Genomic DNA, 14,279 nt, shown 5'->3' on the forward strand with positions numbered 1-14,279 from the left:
CTCCGACTACGCTGGAGGCCGATCGATCCCCTTCCCTGGAGCGTTAATGGCCGTCAACCTGGTCAATGTCGAGGTAGTCAGCAAGGTGTACGGCACCCGTGCCCTGCTCGACGGTGTCTCCCTCGGCGTGTCCGAGGGGGACCGGATCGGCGTCGTGGGGCGCAACGGAGACGGGAAGACGACCCTCATCCGGATGCTCGCCAAGCTGGAGGAGGCCGACACCGGGCGGGTCACGCACAACGGCGGGCTGCAGCTCGGCGTGCTGACCCAGCACGACTCGCTCGACCCCGAGGCCACCGTCCGGCACGAGGTCATCGGTGACCTCGCCGACCACGAGTGGGCGGGCAACGCCAAGATCCGCGACGTGCTGACCGGTCTGTTCGGCGGTCTCGACATGCCGGGGTTCCCGCAGGGGCTCGACACCGTCATCGCGCCGCTCTCCGGTGGCGAGCGCCGCCGTATCGCCCTGGCGAAGCTGCTCATCGGCGAGCCCGACCTGATCGTGCTCGACGAGCCCACCAACCACCTCGACGTCGAGGGCATCGCCTGGCTCGCCGAGCACCTGCGGACGCGGCGCTCGGCGCTCGTCTGCGTCACGCACGACCGCTGGTTCCTCGACCAGGTGTGCACCCGCATGTGGGACGTACAGGGCGGGTCCGTCTTCGAGTACGAGGGCGGCTACTCCGACTACGTCTTCGCGCGTGCCGAGCGTGAGCGCATCGCGGCCACCGAGGAGACCAAGCGCAAGAACCTGATGCGCAAGGAGCTCGCCTGGCTGCGGCGCGGCGCCCCCGCCCGCACCAGCAAGCCGCGCTATCGCATCGAGGCCGCCAACGAACTCATCGCCGACGTGCCGCCGCCCCGGGACAGCAGCGAGCTGATGAAGTTCGCCACGACCCGGCTCGGCAAGACCGTCTTCGACCTGGAGGACGTGTCCGTCCAGGCCGGACCCAAGCTGCTCCTCAAGCACCTGACCTGGCAGCTCGGCCCCGGCGACCGCATCGGCCTGGTCGGCGTCAACGGCGCGGGCAAGACCTCGCTCCTGCGGGCGATGGCCGAGGCACAGCGCTCCGACGGCGACGTACAGCCCGCGGCGGGGCGCGTCGTGGTCGGCAAGACCGTGAAGCTGGCCTACCTCTCGCAGGAAGTCGCCGAACTCTCCCCGACACTGCGGGTGTTGCAGGCCGTGCAGCAGGTGCGCGAGCGGGTCGACCTCGGCAAGGGCCGGGAGATGACCGCCGGGCAGCTCTGCGAGACGTTCGGCTTCAACAAGGAGAAGCAGTGGACGCCCGTCGGTGATCTGTCCGGTGGCGAGCGGCGGCGGCTCCAGCTGCTGCGGCTCCTGATGGACGAGCCGAACGTCCTCTTCCTCGACGAGCCGACGAACGACCTCGACATCGAGACCCTGACGCAGCTCGAGGACGTCCTCGACAGCTGGCCGGGGTCGATGGTCGTGATCTCCCACGACCGGTTCTTCCTGGAGCGCACCACCGACAAGGTGTTCGCGCTGCTCGGCGACGCCACGATGCGGATGCTGCCGCGCGGCATCGACGAATACCTGGAGCGGCGCAAGCGGATGGCGGCGTCCGGTGCCCCCGCGGCCCCCCTCGCCCCCGCGTCCGCCGAACCGGCCGCCGCCCCGCAGAAGACCGTCTCCTCCGCCGACGCCCGCGCCGCGAAGAAGGAACTCCAGAAGATCGAGCGGCAGCTGGACAAGATGTCCACGAAGGAAACCTGGCTCCACGCTCAAATCGCCGATAACGCCACCGACTTCGGAAAGGTGGCCAAATTGGACGCCGAGCTGCGTGAACTCGTCAGCGAACGCGACGAGTTGGAGATGCGCTGGCTGGAGCTGGCGGAGAGCGCGTAGAGGTCTCGTAACGGACGCATCACGGGCCGGTCCTCCCTTGGGAACAGGGGGCGGACCGGTCAGTTGTGCGAGGGGCTCAAAGTGATAGAAAGGTCGGCCTGAGCACCACTTGGCGTGCCGAAAAATCAGTGAAGGGGGAAGCGCTGATGACTCAGCCGCCCAACCAGCCGCCGGCCGGCGGTTTCGGAGCTCCGCAGGATCCACAGCAGGGATCCGCGTCGCAGCCACCGGGCCAGCCACCGCAACCGCCGGGCCAGCCGCCGCAGATGCCCGGCCAGCCGCCGGCTCCGCCGACGGGAGCACCGCAGACTCTGCCGCCCGCGCCGCAGCCCGGTTACGGCTACCCGCAGACTCCGCCCGCGCCCCAGCCCGGTTACGGCTACCCGCAGCAGCCCGGCCAGCCCGGACCGTACAACCAGCCCGGTCCCTACGGCCAGCCCACGCAGCCCGGCCAGCCGGGCCCCTACGGCCAGCCCACGCAGCCCGGCCAGCCGGGCCCCTACGGCCAGCAGCCCCAGTACGGGTACCCGCAGCAGCAGTTCCCCGGCGGCCCCGGCATGCCCGGCACCCCGCCGGCCGGTGGCGGCGGCAAGAACCCCTTCAAGGGCAAGCCCGGCCTGATCGTGGCGGCCGTGGCCGCCGCGGCGCTGGTCATCGGCGGCGTCGCCTGGGCGGTCGTCGGCGGTGACGACGGCGGCAAGAAGAAGCCCGTCGCGGACAAGAGCGACAAGCCCAAGGCCAGCGACTCCGCGCCGGTCAACCCGGGCGACGGCAAGGGCGACGGGGGCGAGCAGACGGAGGACCTCAACGCGGGCCGCCAGCCGGGCGAGTCCAAGGTGCTCATGTACAAGGAAGCACCCAAGGTGCCCGGCTCCGGCGCCGACGCCAACGGCATGTGGGTCCAGGGAGACGTCGTCATCAAGGCGGCGTACAAGGAGATCAGCGCCTCCAAGGTCAAGACGGGCGACAGTGCCTGGCCGACGATCAAGTTCCCGCAGAAGATCTGTGGCACGACCCCGCAGGTCACCAAGGACAACAAGATCGTCGTCGCGTACAAGGACGGCCAGAAGGACGACGCCAAGTGCAACCAGGTGCAGGTCGTCGACCTGACGGACGGCAGTAAGGGCTGGACGAAGCCGGTCAAGGAGGAGGGGCTTTTCGACATGTCCCTCAGCACCGACCTCTCCATCACCGGCGACACGCTGATGGTCGGCCGCTCCCAGTCCGGCACGGCGCTGCGGATGAGCGACGGCAAGGAGCTCTTCGTCGCCGACAAGAAGGACCCGGGCACCTGCTTCCCGAGCGGCTTCACCGGTGGCAAGAAGATGCTCGTCGCCTACTCCTGCGGGGCGAGCTCGCCCACCGAGCACGACGAGCTCCAGCAGATCGACCCCAAGACCGGCGACGCGGTGTGGACGAAGAAGTTCGACAAGGGCTGGCGGATCGGGCGGATCTACTCCGAGAGCCCGACGATCGTCTACCTCACCAATGAGGACAAGAAGCAGTGGATGATCACCACGCTGAAGCCCAACAGCAGCGACACCCGCTCCAATGTCGGCGTCGACGAGAAGTTCGCGCCTGAGTGCGGCGGTTCGACGTTCCTCGGCGGCAGCCTGCAGGGCTGCCTGGGCGCGACGACCGACGACAAGAACCTCTACCTGCCGACCGAGGCGACCTCCGGTGCCAACGAGGTCGTGGCGATCAGCCTGGCCACCGGCAAGGAGGCCTGGCGCGTGAAGTCCCCGCTTGAGGAATCGATGCTGCCGATGAAGGTCGAGGACGGCTCCCTCATCGCCTACGTCACGCCTTCGTACGACGCGGGCGGCCAGGTCGTCTCGATCCCGCTCGCGGGTTCGCACAAGCCGAAGACCCTCCTGAAGAACCCCGCGGGGACCGCTGAGATCGAGAGCGGCTTCTTCTCGAAGGACATCGACTACGTGGACGGCCGTTTCTACATCTCCACCACGCGGCTCTCGGGCAGCGCGAAGGGCCAGGAGAAGCTGATGCTGGCCTACGGCAAGTGACTTCTCCGTCGGGCAACCAGCCCCCCTCGTCGCTCAGTTCATCTCTCGTCCCCAAGGAATCGACGTCATGACCCAGCCGCCCCAGCCGCCCAACGAACCCCCGCAGGGCGGGTTCGGCGCGCCCCAGGACCCCCCACCCGGCGGTTTCGGCGCCCCTCAGGACCCCCCGCCGGTGGGCTTCGGCAAGGCTCCCGAGCCGCAGAACCCGTCGTACGGCTACCCGCAGACCCCGCCGCCGGCCCAGCCGCCGACGCCCCCCGCGGGCCAGCCCCCGGCCGGTCCGCCGCCCCAGACGCCGCCCCCGCCGCCGCAGGGTCAGCCGCAGGGCTACGGATACCCGGGCCAGCCGACGCAGCCCCAGGGTTACGGCTACCCGGGGCAGCCGACGCAGCCCCAGGGCTATGGCTACCCGGGCCAGCCGACCCAGCCGTACGGGCAGCAGCCTCCCTACGGCGCCTACCAGCAGCCCGGCACGATGCCGATGGCTCCGCAGGCGGCGCCCGGCGGGTCCGGCGGTTCGAAGCTCAGCGGCCAGATGAAGATCATCATCGGTGCGGTCGTCGCGATCGCCCTGATCGTCGGCGGCGGTGTCTTCTACGCCTCGACGAAGAAGGACGACACCGAGGCCAGCTCCGCGGGCCCCACGGGCAAGGGCGGCGAGGACAAGAAGGGCGGCGACGAGCAGGGCCCGAGCGGTCCCGGCAAGGAGAAGGTCCCGGCCAGCACCAACGCCACCGTCTCCATGCAGCTGCCGCAGCCCGAGGTTCCCAAGGACGACGTGTGGAGCGTCAAGGGCTCCTGGCTCACGGACGACGTCTACGCCAAGGCGGGCGTCAACGAGATCGTCGGATACAACCCGGCCGACGGCAAGGAACTGTGGACGCTGCCGCTCAAGGGCCAGACGTGCGCGGGATCGCGCGAGGTCACCAAGGACGGCATCGTCGCGGTCGCCTACGAAGAGGGCAAGCGGAACAAGAAGGGCGACCACCAGACCTGCTCGCAGATCTCCGCGGTCGACCTCAAGGACGGCAAGAGCCTCTGGACGGAGACCATCGACGAGGGCAGCGCCGCCGCCCGGGTCGAAGAGGTCACCATCAGCGGCAGCACCGTCGCGGCCGGTTCCAGCGCCGGCGGCGCGGCCTTCGACCTCACGTCGGGCGACCACCTGTGGGAGCCCACCCCGGGTGACAAGTGCCAGGACGAGGGCTACGCGGGCGGCGAGCAGCTCGTCGCCGTCCAGAAGTGCGGCACCTACGGCGACGAGAAGCTGAAGGTCCAGCTCCTCGACGCCAAGACCGGCAAGTCCAAGTGGACGTACCCGGTGGCGCCCGGCGTCGACAACGCCAAGATCATCTCGACCCGCCCGGTCGTCTTCGGCCAGGACACCCAGGAGATCACGTCGAGCGGTGTCACGGACGCCTTCTCGCTCGACGACCACGGCAAGCTCCGCGCCAAGATCTCGCTGCCCGACGGCAAGTACGACCACGACTGCGAGGTCAACGTCGTCTACGCCTGCACCGCGCTGGCCGTCGGCAACGACAAGCTCTACGTCCCGACCCGGCAGCACGACGGCGGCGGCGACGGCTACAGCCAGACGAACGAGATCATCTCGTTCTCGCTGGCCACCGGCAAGACCACGGGTGACCGCGCCGACGCGGGCGAGGACGGCGAGATGTTCCCGATCCGCATGGACGGCGGCAACATCCTGGCGTACAAGGACGGGGGCTACAACAAGGGCTCCCAGGTCGTCTCCCTCAACGGCAAGACGATGAAGGAGACCAAGCTCCTGGAGACCCCCGCGGCCGAGTCCGTCGGCAGCGCCATCAGCAGCATGGTCCCGAAATCGAACGAACTCCTTTACACCGACGGCAGGCTGTACCTCGGCAAGGAGCTGATCAGCAAGCCGTACTCGAAGGACGAGAAGGAGTACATGGCTCTGGGCTTCGTCGCCCAATAGCCCTCGCGACCTCCGCGTACGCACCGGACGGCCCCGTTCCTGGAGAGGAGCGGGGCCGCTGCGTTTCTCGCGTGCGCCATTCCGTACGCACGTACTCCCTCTCACTCGAATTTGGCCGGGATTTCGGCATTCCGGGCCGCTTATCGCCGGTAGGGGCGCGCGGCGTCGAACAAGCGTGTAGCTTCCGGGGGATGAGTGGGCGTGGGGCCGGGGGGCCCTCGATCCGTGGGGGATCCGTGGGGGAAAGTGGGGGGTTGCTCGATGGGTGTGCGACTCATGGTGGTCGACGACCACCGACTGCTCGCCGAGGCACTCGCCTCGGCCTTGAAGCTGCGCGGGCACCGGGTGCTCGCCGCCGCCGCGCCCGCGGCCGGGGCGGCGGAGCTGGTCATCAGCCGGGCCCCTGAGGTCTGCCTGCTCGGCACGGCGACGCCCGCCGAGGCCGGGATGTTCGACCCGGTCGTGAAGATCAAGCGGGAGCGTCCGCAGGTCGCCGTGGTGGTGCTCGGCCCGGTGCCGAGCCCGCGCGGCATCGCCGCGGCCTTCGCCGCGGGTGCTTCCGGATACGTACGCCATGACGAGCGCATCGAGGGGGTCGAGCGCGCCATCATGAAGGCGAGAGCCGGCGAGGCGGCCGTCGCCCCGCAGCTTCTCCAGGGCGCCTTCAGCGAGCTGCTCAATCCGGCCGCGCAGCCCGACGACGAGGGGCAGCGGCTGCTCCAGATGCTCACGCCGCGCGAGGTCGAGGTCCTGGTGCGGGTCGCGGACGGCGAGGACACCCGGCTGATCGCCGCCGGAATGGGCATCGCGCCCAGCACGGCGCGCACGCATGTGCAGCGCGTCCTGATGAAGCTGGGCGTGGGGTCACGTCTGGAGGCCGCGGCGCTCGCCGCGCGGACGGGCTTGCTCGACCGTGCGGAACGGCCCGCCGCGGCCTACCCGGACGACGCGGAGACGCCGACGGGGCCCGAGTCACCGGCACAGTGAACTCGGGCCCCGTTCGGGGGTGTTGCCGGGGCGTTACTCGCCTTCCGGCGCCTCGGTGGGCGGCGGGGTGGGCCGCAGCCACAGCCAGCCGAGGAAGAAGAGTCCGAGCGCCAGCATGGCCAGGCCCGTCCACAGGTTGATGTTGATGTCCTCGGCCTTCTTCAGGTCGGCGTCGGACGGGTTGATTCCGGCGATCGTCACGATGATTCCGTAGACGACGAACAGGCCGCCGATGATCCGCCGGATGTCGAAGAGACGGGCCGCCGTGGCGGACTTGCGCTCCAGTTCGGAGACTTCGTTTCGCAGTTCAGACATGTTCTTCCAGACCTCCGATCGGGATTAGAACGAGTAGGGCACGTAGCAGAGCGCGGCGAGCACGATCGCTCCCCAGCCGAGCAGCGCGGGCTTGCGGTACCAGGCGTCGTCGCCCTCGGCCGGTGGCTCGTCGAGGTCCGGCGCGCTCGTCCCGTAGACCAGACCGGCCAGTTCGGCCTCCGGCTTGGGCGCGGTGAAGAGCGTGACCGCGACCATCACCACGGCACCGGCGACGAAGCCGACGATCGCCGAGACGAAGTTGGCGCCCTGGTCGGTCGGGATGTCGATGATGCCCTGCTTGTAGATCCAGAAGTAGTTGACCATCGCGGCGGTCGTGCCCGCGAGCAGGCCCCACACACCGGACTTCACGGAGGCGCGCTTCCAGAACATGCCGATGATGAAGACCACGAACATCGGGACGTTGAAGAAGGAGAACAGCGTCTGCAGGTACCCCATGATGTTCGAGAACGACGAGGCGATGAAGGCCGTTCCGATGGAGGCGAGGACACCGATCGCGGTGATCAGGCGGCCGAACTTCAGGTAGTAGGCATCCGGCTTGTCCGTCTTCACGTACTTGGACCAGATGTCGTACGTGAACACGGTGTTGAAGGACGACACGTTGGCCGCCATGCCGGCCATGAACGCCGCGAGCAGACCGGTCACCGCGATGCCGAGCACGCCGTTGGGCAGCAGCTCCTGCATCAGGTACGGGATCGCGTCGTTGTAGGTGAGGTCCGAGCCCGCCGTGCCGATCTTCGGGACGAGGACGGCCGCGACCAGGCCCGGGATCATCACCAGGAAGACGATGAAGATCTTAGGGAAGGCGGCGATCAGCGGGGTGCGCTGGGCGGCGGAGAGGTTCTTCGCGGACAGGGCGCGCTGCACCTCGGCGAAGTTGGTCGTCCAGTAGCCGAAGGAGAGCACGAAGCCGAGGCCGAGGATGATCGTCAGCCAGTTCGCGCCCAGCGGGTTGGCGTCACCGATGCCGGTGCCGCCCCACGCGCTCATGAAGTCGTCGCCGTGCGCCTTCACCAGCGAGTCGGACATGCCGTCCCAGCCGCCGACCTTCTTCAGGCCGATGACGCAGATCGGGATCAGCGCGGCGAGGATCACGAAGAACTGGAGGACCTCGTTGTAGATCGCCGAGGAGAGGCCGCCGATCGTGATGTACGCCAGGACGAAGAACCCGGCGACCACGATGGCCACCCACTGCGGCCAGCCGAGGAGCGCCTCGACCACGATCGACAGGGCGTAGAGGTTCACGCCCGCGATGAGGATCGCGGCGAACGCGAAGAGCACCGAGCTCAGCAGGTGCGCCGACTTGTCGAAGCGCTGGAGCAGGTACTCGGGGACCGAGCGGACCTTGCTGCGGTAGTAGAACGGCATCATCACGAGGCCGAGGAAGACCATCGCGGGGATGGCGCCGATCCAGTACCAGTGGACGACCGCGACGCCGTACTGGGCGCCGGTCGCCGCCATGCCCAGGATCTCGGTGGCACCGAGGTTCGCGGCGACGAACGCGAGGCCGGTGACCCAGGCGGGCAGGGAGCGCCCGGAGAGGAAGAAGTCGAGGCTGGTCTTCACGGAGCGCCGTGCGGCGAAGCCGATGCCGAGGACCACGGCGAAGTAGATCGCGAGGATCGCGTAGTCGAGGCCGTTGGTGGGCAGCCGAAGCCCCTCGGCCAGGGTCTGTGTGGGGGACTGCATGGGGAACTCGCTTCGTTGCGCGAACTGATCAGACCGGAACCTACGCCTCTCACTTCAAGAACTGAAGGGTTCTGTTGGTGTTCTTTGTTGGATTGTGATCGGGCGCATCGCTCCTGCCGCATTGACGAGGCTGTTGCCTTGTGATTTGTTATGTGCGGTTATGTTGGGTGGGTGTTGGTGAGGAGCCCCGGACGTGAAGAAGACCTCGACCCGTCTCGCAGACGGTCGTGAGCTCATCTACTACGACTCGCGCGATGACGCCGTGCGCGACGCCATGGACCGGAGGCCCCTGGATCCCATCGCCACCACATCGGAGATCCGCCGGGACCCGCTCCTGGGCGACGCGGTCGCCATCGCCTCGCACCGCCAGGGCCGCACCTATCACCCGCCGGCCGACGAGTGCCCGCTCTGCCCCTCCGCGGGCGAGCGCCTGAGCGAGGTCCCCGACTCCTCGTACGACGTGGTCGTCTTCGAGAACCGCTTCCCCTCGCTGGCCGGTGACGCCGGACGGTGCGAGGTCGTCTGCTTCACCTCCGACCACGACGCGTCCTTCGCCGACCTCACCGAGGAACAGGCCGGCCTCGTCCTGGACGCCTGGACGGACCGGACCGCCGAGCTCTCGAACCTCCCCTCCGTCGAGCAGGTGTTCTGCTTCGAGAACCGCGGAGCCGAGATCGGCGTGACCCTGGGCCACCCGCACGGGCAGATCTACGCCTACCCCTTCGTCACCCCGCGCACCTCCCTGATGCTGCGCTCGCTCGCCGCGCACAAGGAGGCGACGGGCCGCAACCTCTTCGACGACGTCGTCGCCGAGGAGTCGGCGGGTGAACGCGTCGTCCTGGACGCCGAGCACTGGGTGGCGTTCGTCCCCTACTCCGCGCACTGGCCCTACGAGGTGCACCTCTACCCCAAGCGCCGGGTGCCGGACCTGCTCGGGCTCGACGAAGCCGCGCGCACAGAGTTCCCCCAGGTCTATCTGGAACTGTTGAGGCGCTTCGACCGGATCTTCGGTGCCGGTGGAACCGAGGGCGAGCCGCTCACCCCGTACATCGCGGCGTGGCACCAGGCGCCCTTCGGCACGCTGGAGGAGGCCGACGGGCACACAGCCGTCAACCGGGACGACTTCGCCCTGCACCTCGAGCTTTTCACCATTCGCCGCACTTCCGGCAAGCTGAAGTTCCTCGCGGGTTCCGAATCCGGCATGAGCGTGTTCATCAACGACGTGCCGCCGGAAGCCGCGGCCCAGCGACTGCGAGAGGTAGCGAGTTCATGAGCGGTAAGTACCTGGTCACCGGCGGGGCGGGCTATGTGGGAAGCGTGGTGGCGCAGCATCTGATCGAGGCCGGGCACGAGGTGACCGTCCTCGACAACCTCTCGACCGGCTTCCGCGAGGGCGTCCCGGCGGGCGCGGCGTTCATCGAGGGCGACATCCGCGATGCCGCCAAGTGGCTGGACTCCTCCTTCGACGCCGTGTTGCACTTCGCCGCCTTCTCGCAGGTCGGCGAGTCCGTCGTGAAGCCCGAGAAGTACTGGGACAACAACGTCGGCGGCACGATGGCGCTGCTCGGCGCGATGCGCGACGCGGACGTCAAGAAGCTCGTCTTCTCCTCCACCGCGGCGACGTACGGCGAGCCGGTCAGCACCCCCATCACCGAGACCGACCCGACCGCCCCGACGTCCCCGTACGGCGCGTCGAAGCTCGCCGTCGACCACATGATCACCGGTGAGGCCACCGCCCACGGCCTGGGCGCGGTCTCCCTGCGCTACTTCAACGTGGCGGGCGCGTACGGCGAGCAGGGCGAGCGGCACGACCCCGAGTCGCACCTGATCCCGCTGGTCCTCCAGGTCGCGCAGGGCAAGCGCGAGGCCATCTCGGTCTTCGGTGACGACTACCCGACCCCGGACGGCACCTGCGTCCGCGACTACATCCACGTCGCGGACCTCGCGCAGGCGCACCTCCTCGCCGTCGAGGCGGCCACCTCCGGCGAGCACCTCATCTGCAACCTCGGCAACGGCAACGGCTTCTCCGTGCGCGAGGTCATCGAGACCGTCCGCCAGGTCACCGGGCACCCGATCCCCGAGGTCATGGCCCCGCGCCGCGGCGGCGACCCGGCGGTCCTCGTCGCGTCCGCGGCCACCGCGCGGGACCGGCTCGGCTGGAATCCGACCCGCGCGGACCTCGCGGGCATCGTCGCCGACGCGTGGGCGTTCGCCCAGCGCTGATCTCAGGGACTAGGGGTAACTGATGGACGTAGCAGGGCAGTTCACGAAGCTGTACGGGTACGAGCCGGACGGGGTCTGGGCGGCGCCCGGCCGCGTCAACCTCATCGGCGAGTACACGGACTTCAACGAAGGCTTCGTGCTGCCGCTCGCGCTGCCGCACACCGCGGTCGCCGCGGTCGCGCGCCGCACCGACGGCGTCCTGCGCCTCCACTCGGCGGACATCGACGCCCCGGTCACCGAACTGCGCGTCGACGAACTGACCCCCCTGTCGACATACGGCCAGGGCGGCTGGGCCGCCTACCCGGCGGGCGTGGTGTGGGCGCTGCGGGACGCGGGCCACGCCGTCTCCGGCGGCGCCGACATCCACCTCGCGTCGACCGTGCCGACCGGAGCGGGCCTCTCCTCGTCCGCCGCCCTGGAGGTCGTCACGGCACTCGCCCTCAACGACCTGTACGAACTCGGCCTCGACGCACCCCGGTTGGCGGTCCTCGCCCAGCGCGCCGAGAACGCCTTCGTCGGCGTGCCGTGCGGCGTCATGGACCAGATGGCCTCCGCGTGCGCCACCGAGGGCCACGCCCTGCACCTGGACTGCCGGGACCTGGCGATACGGCAGGTCCCCTTCGACCTCGCCGCACAGGGCCTCCAGCTCCTGGTGGTCGACACCCGGGTCAAACACGAGCTGGGCGACGGGGCGTACGCCGAACGCCGGGCGGGCTGCGAGGAGGGTGCGCGCATCCTCGGCGTCTCCCACCTCCGCGACGTCGCCTACGAGCAACTCCCCGCCGCCCTGGCGAAACTGACGGACGAGAAGATCCGCCGCTACGTGCGCCACATCGTCTCGGACGACCACCGGGTGGAGCAGGTCATCGGCCTGCTCGACGCGGGCGAGGTCCGGGCGATCGGCCCCGTCCTCACCGAGGGACACTCCTCGCTCCGTGACGATCTGCGCATCTCCTGCGAGGAGTTGGACCTGGTGGTGACCTCCGCGAACGCGGCGGGTGCGATCGGGGCCCGGATGACGGGCGGCGGCTTCGGCGGCTCGGCGATCGTCCTCGTGGAGGAGCCGGACGCGGAACAGGTGACGAAGTCGATCCTGGAGTCCTTCACCTCGGCGGGCCACACGGCCCCGCGGGTGTTCGCGGCGGTCCCTTCGGCGGGGGCGCGACGGCTGGCCTGAGGCGCACGCCCGCGGCGCGACGTCCCGCGCCCGCGGCCCGGCCGCTCCGCCGCTATCCCAGTCGCTTCGTCAGGGTGAACTCCTTGGCGCCTTCCGGGTAGTCCGGGATCACGGACACCACCTCGTATCCCTGCCCCCGGTAGAAGCCGGGCGCCTGGAAGTCCCAGGTCTCCACACGGGAGTTGAGGCATCCGCGCTCCTCGCGCGCGATGCGCTCCGCCTCGGCGAGCAGCCGGGCGCCGAAGCCCGCGCCCTGGTGCTGCTCGCCGACCCAGAGGTGGTTCACGTGGAGCCAGCGGCCCCAGGTGTGTCCGGCGAGGCCGCCGACGAGGCCCTCCGTGCGCTCCATGAGCCAGACGGCCAGCGGTATTTCGCGATCCTCCGGGGTGCCGCGCAGCGTGCGGATGACCGGCGACGCCCTCGTGTTCGCCTCCTGCAGCTTGGCGAGGAGCAGAGCGAACCGCTCTTTGTCGACTCCTGTCTCCATACGAAACATACGGCTCACCATAAACGCGCTGGCCAGTCAGTTCTGTAAATTACCTTCCGCTTCTGCCGTCCGGCTCTACTCTGAGTGGCAGTGCCGGTGGGGGCCGGCACTGATCAGGGGGCGAGACAGTCGGGTACGACACCCGGCGTGGGGGTGGCGGTCACAGCTCGGCGGCGGCCGTGCGACCGCGGTGATCCCCGTTCCAGGTGTCGTGCCCGCACCGTGCGTCCTCCGACGATGTCTTCGACGGGGGTATCCCCTGCTCTCCGAGGAGGGCTTGGGGGAGGGGGTTTCAGTGGTTCGTATCCGAGTCCTGGTCGTCGACGACCATCGCATCTTCGCCGAGTCGCTCGCAGCGGCACTGGCGGCGGAGCCCGACGTCGACGTGTCCGCGGCGGGCAGCGGCCCGGCCGCACTGCGCTGCCTGGAGCGGGCGATAGCCGAGGGGCGCAGATACGACGTGCTGCTCGTCGACGCCGACCTGGGCGCGTCCGCGAGCGCCATGCAGGGCGTGCGGCCCGCACCTTCGGTGCAGGACGGCAACGCGGACGGTCTGGTGGACGGCATCTCCCTGGTGGCCGGGGTCCGTTCGGGCCAGCCGATGGTCCGTACGGTCGTGCTCGCCGAGAAGGACGACCCCCGCAGGGCCGCCCTCGCGCTGCAGGCCGGCGCCTCGGGCTGGGTCGCCAAGGACTGCTCGCTGTCCCGGCTCCTGACGGTCATACGGGGTGTGCTGAGGGAAGAGACGCACCTGCCGCCCGCCCTCCTCACCGGCGTCCTGCGCGAGCTGACCGCGGCCCGCAAGCACCGCACGGAATCCGAGCGCCTGGTGGAGTCGCTGACCCCGCGCGAGCGCGAGGTGCTGCGCTGCATGGTGGCCGGTCTTGGCCGCAAGGCGGTGGCGGAGCGGCTGTTCCTCTCCCCGCACACGGTGCGCACCCACATGCAGAACGTGCTGGGGAAGCTGGGCGTCCACTCCACGCTCGCGGCCGTCGCGCTGGCCCGCAGGGCGGGGGTCGGTCCGGTCGACCTAGCCGGGGATGTTGTCGAACGGGGCGGTCAACTGGCGTAGCAGTCCGGCCAGTTCGCCGCGCTGTCCGCGGGAGAGCTCGGCGAGGATCGCCCGCTCCTGCTTGAGGAGTCCGGCGAGCGCCTGGTCCGCGCGGTCCTGCCCCTCGGCGGTCAGCCGCACGAGCACGCCCCGCCGGTCGCTCGGATCGGGCAGCCGCTCGACGAGGCCCTTCTTCGCGAGCCGGTCGATGCGGTTGGTCATCGTGCCGGACGTGACCAGGGTCTGGGTGAGGAGCTGTCCGGGGGAGAGCTGATAGGGCGCGCCCGCGCGCCGCAGCGACGTCAGTACGTCGAACTCCCACGGCTCCAGATGGTGCTCGGAGAACGCGAGCCGCCGGGCCCTGTCGAGATGCCGCGCGAGCCTGCTGACACGGCTGAGCACCTCGAGTGGTTCCACGTCGAGGTCGGGGCGCTCCCGGCGCCATGCAGCGACCAGACGGTCGACCTCGTCCTCCATGACG

Annotated in this window: 12 protein-coding genes; 8 read left to right on the forward strand and 4 right to left on the reverse strand. The window is 69.6% G+C overall.

The window, feature by feature from the left end; translation table 11 throughout:
* Window positions 1-46: 46 nt before the first annotated feature.
* From AB0E78_RS16010 to AB0E78_RS16025, 4 genes are all read left to right on the forward strand, one after another.
* Entirely contained in the window at window positions 47-1,870 is a 1,824-nt protein-coding gene (locus tag AB0E78_RS16010; protein WP_361832508.1) for an ABC-F family ATP-binding cassette domain-containing protein, read from the forward strand.
* 146 nt (window positions 1,871-2,016) lie between these two features.
* Window positions 2,017-3,894, forward strand: a complete 1,878-nt coding sequence (locus tag AB0E78_RS16015; protein ID WP_361832510.1) for a PQQ-binding-like beta-propeller repeat protein — start codon at window positions 2,017-2,019, stop codon at window positions 3,892-3,894.
* 67 nt (window positions 3,895-3,961) lie between these two features.
* Window positions 3,962-5,851 carry a PQQ-binding-like beta-propeller repeat protein gene (locus tag AB0E78_RS16020; RefSeq protein WP_361832512.1) on the forward strand — a complete coding sequence of 630 codons (1,890 nt, stop codon included), beginning with the start codon at window positions 3,962-3,964 and terminating at the stop codon, window positions 5,849-5,851.
* Window positions 5,852-6,112: 261 nt separating this feature from the next.
* Window positions 6,113-6,838, forward strand: a complete 726-nt coding sequence (locus tag AB0E78_RS16025; RefSeq protein WP_361832514.1) for a response regulator transcription factor — start codon at window positions 6,113-6,115, stop codon at window positions 6,836-6,838.
* 33 nt (window positions 6,839-6,871) lie between these two features.
* Here the strand turns inward: AB0E78_RS16025 and AB0E78_RS16030 are convergent, their stop codons facing one another.
* Both AB0E78_RS16030 and AB0E78_RS16035 read right to left on the reverse strand, forming a co-directional pair.
* On the reverse strand, window positions 6,872-7,153 hold the full coding sequence (locus AB0E78_RS16030; protein WP_361832516.1) for a hypothetical protein: 282 nt from the start codon (window positions 7,151-7,153) through the stop codon (window positions 6,872-6,874).
* A 24-nt stretch (window positions 7,154-7,177) separates the two neighbouring features.
* Window positions 7,178-8,860, reverse strand: a complete 1,683-nt coding sequence (locus tag AB0E78_RS16035) for a sodium:solute symporter family protein (protein WP_361832518.1) — start codon at window positions 8,858-8,860, stop codon at window positions 7,178-7,180.
* A 193-nt stretch (window positions 8,861-9,053) separates the two neighbouring features.
* On the opposite strand from AB0E78_RS16035, the gene galT reads away from it, so the two are divergent.
* From galT to galK, 3 genes are read left to right on the forward strand one after another with little or no spacing between them, the layout of a single operon-like run.
* Complete coding sequence (galT, locus tag AB0E78_RS16040; RefSeq protein ID WP_361832520.1) at window positions 9,054-10,133, forward strand: galactose-1-phosphate uridylyltransferase; 1,080 nt, start codon at window positions 9,054-9,056, stop codon at window positions 10,131-10,133.
* Window positions 10,130-11,083 carry a UDP-glucose 4-epimerase GalE gene (gene galE, locus AB0E78_RS16045; protein WP_361832522.1) on the forward strand — a complete coding sequence of 318 codons (954 nt, stop codon included), beginning with the start codon at window positions 10,130-10,132 and terminating at the stop codon, window positions 11,081-11,083. The genes galT and galE overlap by 4 nt, the downstream gene beginning before the upstream one ends.
* Before the next feature lie 22 nt (window positions 11,084-11,105).
* Entirely contained in the window at window positions 11,106-12,260 is a 1,155-nt protein-coding gene (galK, locus tag AB0E78_RS16050; RefSeq protein ID WP_361832524.1) for a galactokinase, read from the forward strand.
* Window positions 12,261-12,312: 52 nt separating this feature from the next.
* On the opposite strand, the gene AB0E78_RS16055 is transcribed toward galK, so the two are convergent.
* A complete protein-coding gene (locus AB0E78_RS16055) occupies window positions 12,313-12,768 on the reverse strand; it encodes a GNAT family N-acetyltransferase (protein ID WP_361832526.1) in 456 nt (151 codons plus the stop codon).
* Window positions 12,769-13,042: 274 nt separating this feature from the next.
* On the opposite strand from AB0E78_RS16055, the gene AB0E78_RS16060 reads away from it, so the two are divergent.
* A complete protein-coding gene (locus AB0E78_RS16060; protein ID WP_361832528.1) occupies window positions 13,043-13,819 on the forward strand; it encodes a response regulator transcription factor in 777 nt (258 codons plus the stop codon).
* On the opposite strand, the gene AB0E78_RS16065 is transcribed toward AB0E78_RS16060, so the two are convergent.
* Window positions 13,778-14,275: a MarR family transcriptional regulator gene (locus AB0E78_RS16065; RefSeq protein WP_361832530.1), complete on the reverse strand. Its 498-nt coding sequence runs from the start codon at window positions 14,273-14,275 to the stop codon at window positions 13,778-13,780. The two genes, AB0E78_RS16060 and AB0E78_RS16065, sit on opposite strands and share 42 nt — an antisense overlap.
* Window positions 14,276-14,279: the final 4 nt, after the last annotated feature.

The sequence above is a fragment of the Streptomyces sp. NPDC032198 genome, assembly GCF_040636975.1.
In the GTDB taxonomy this organism is placed as follows: Bacteria; Actinomycetota; Actinomycetes; order Streptomycetales; family Streptomycetaceae; genus Streptomyces.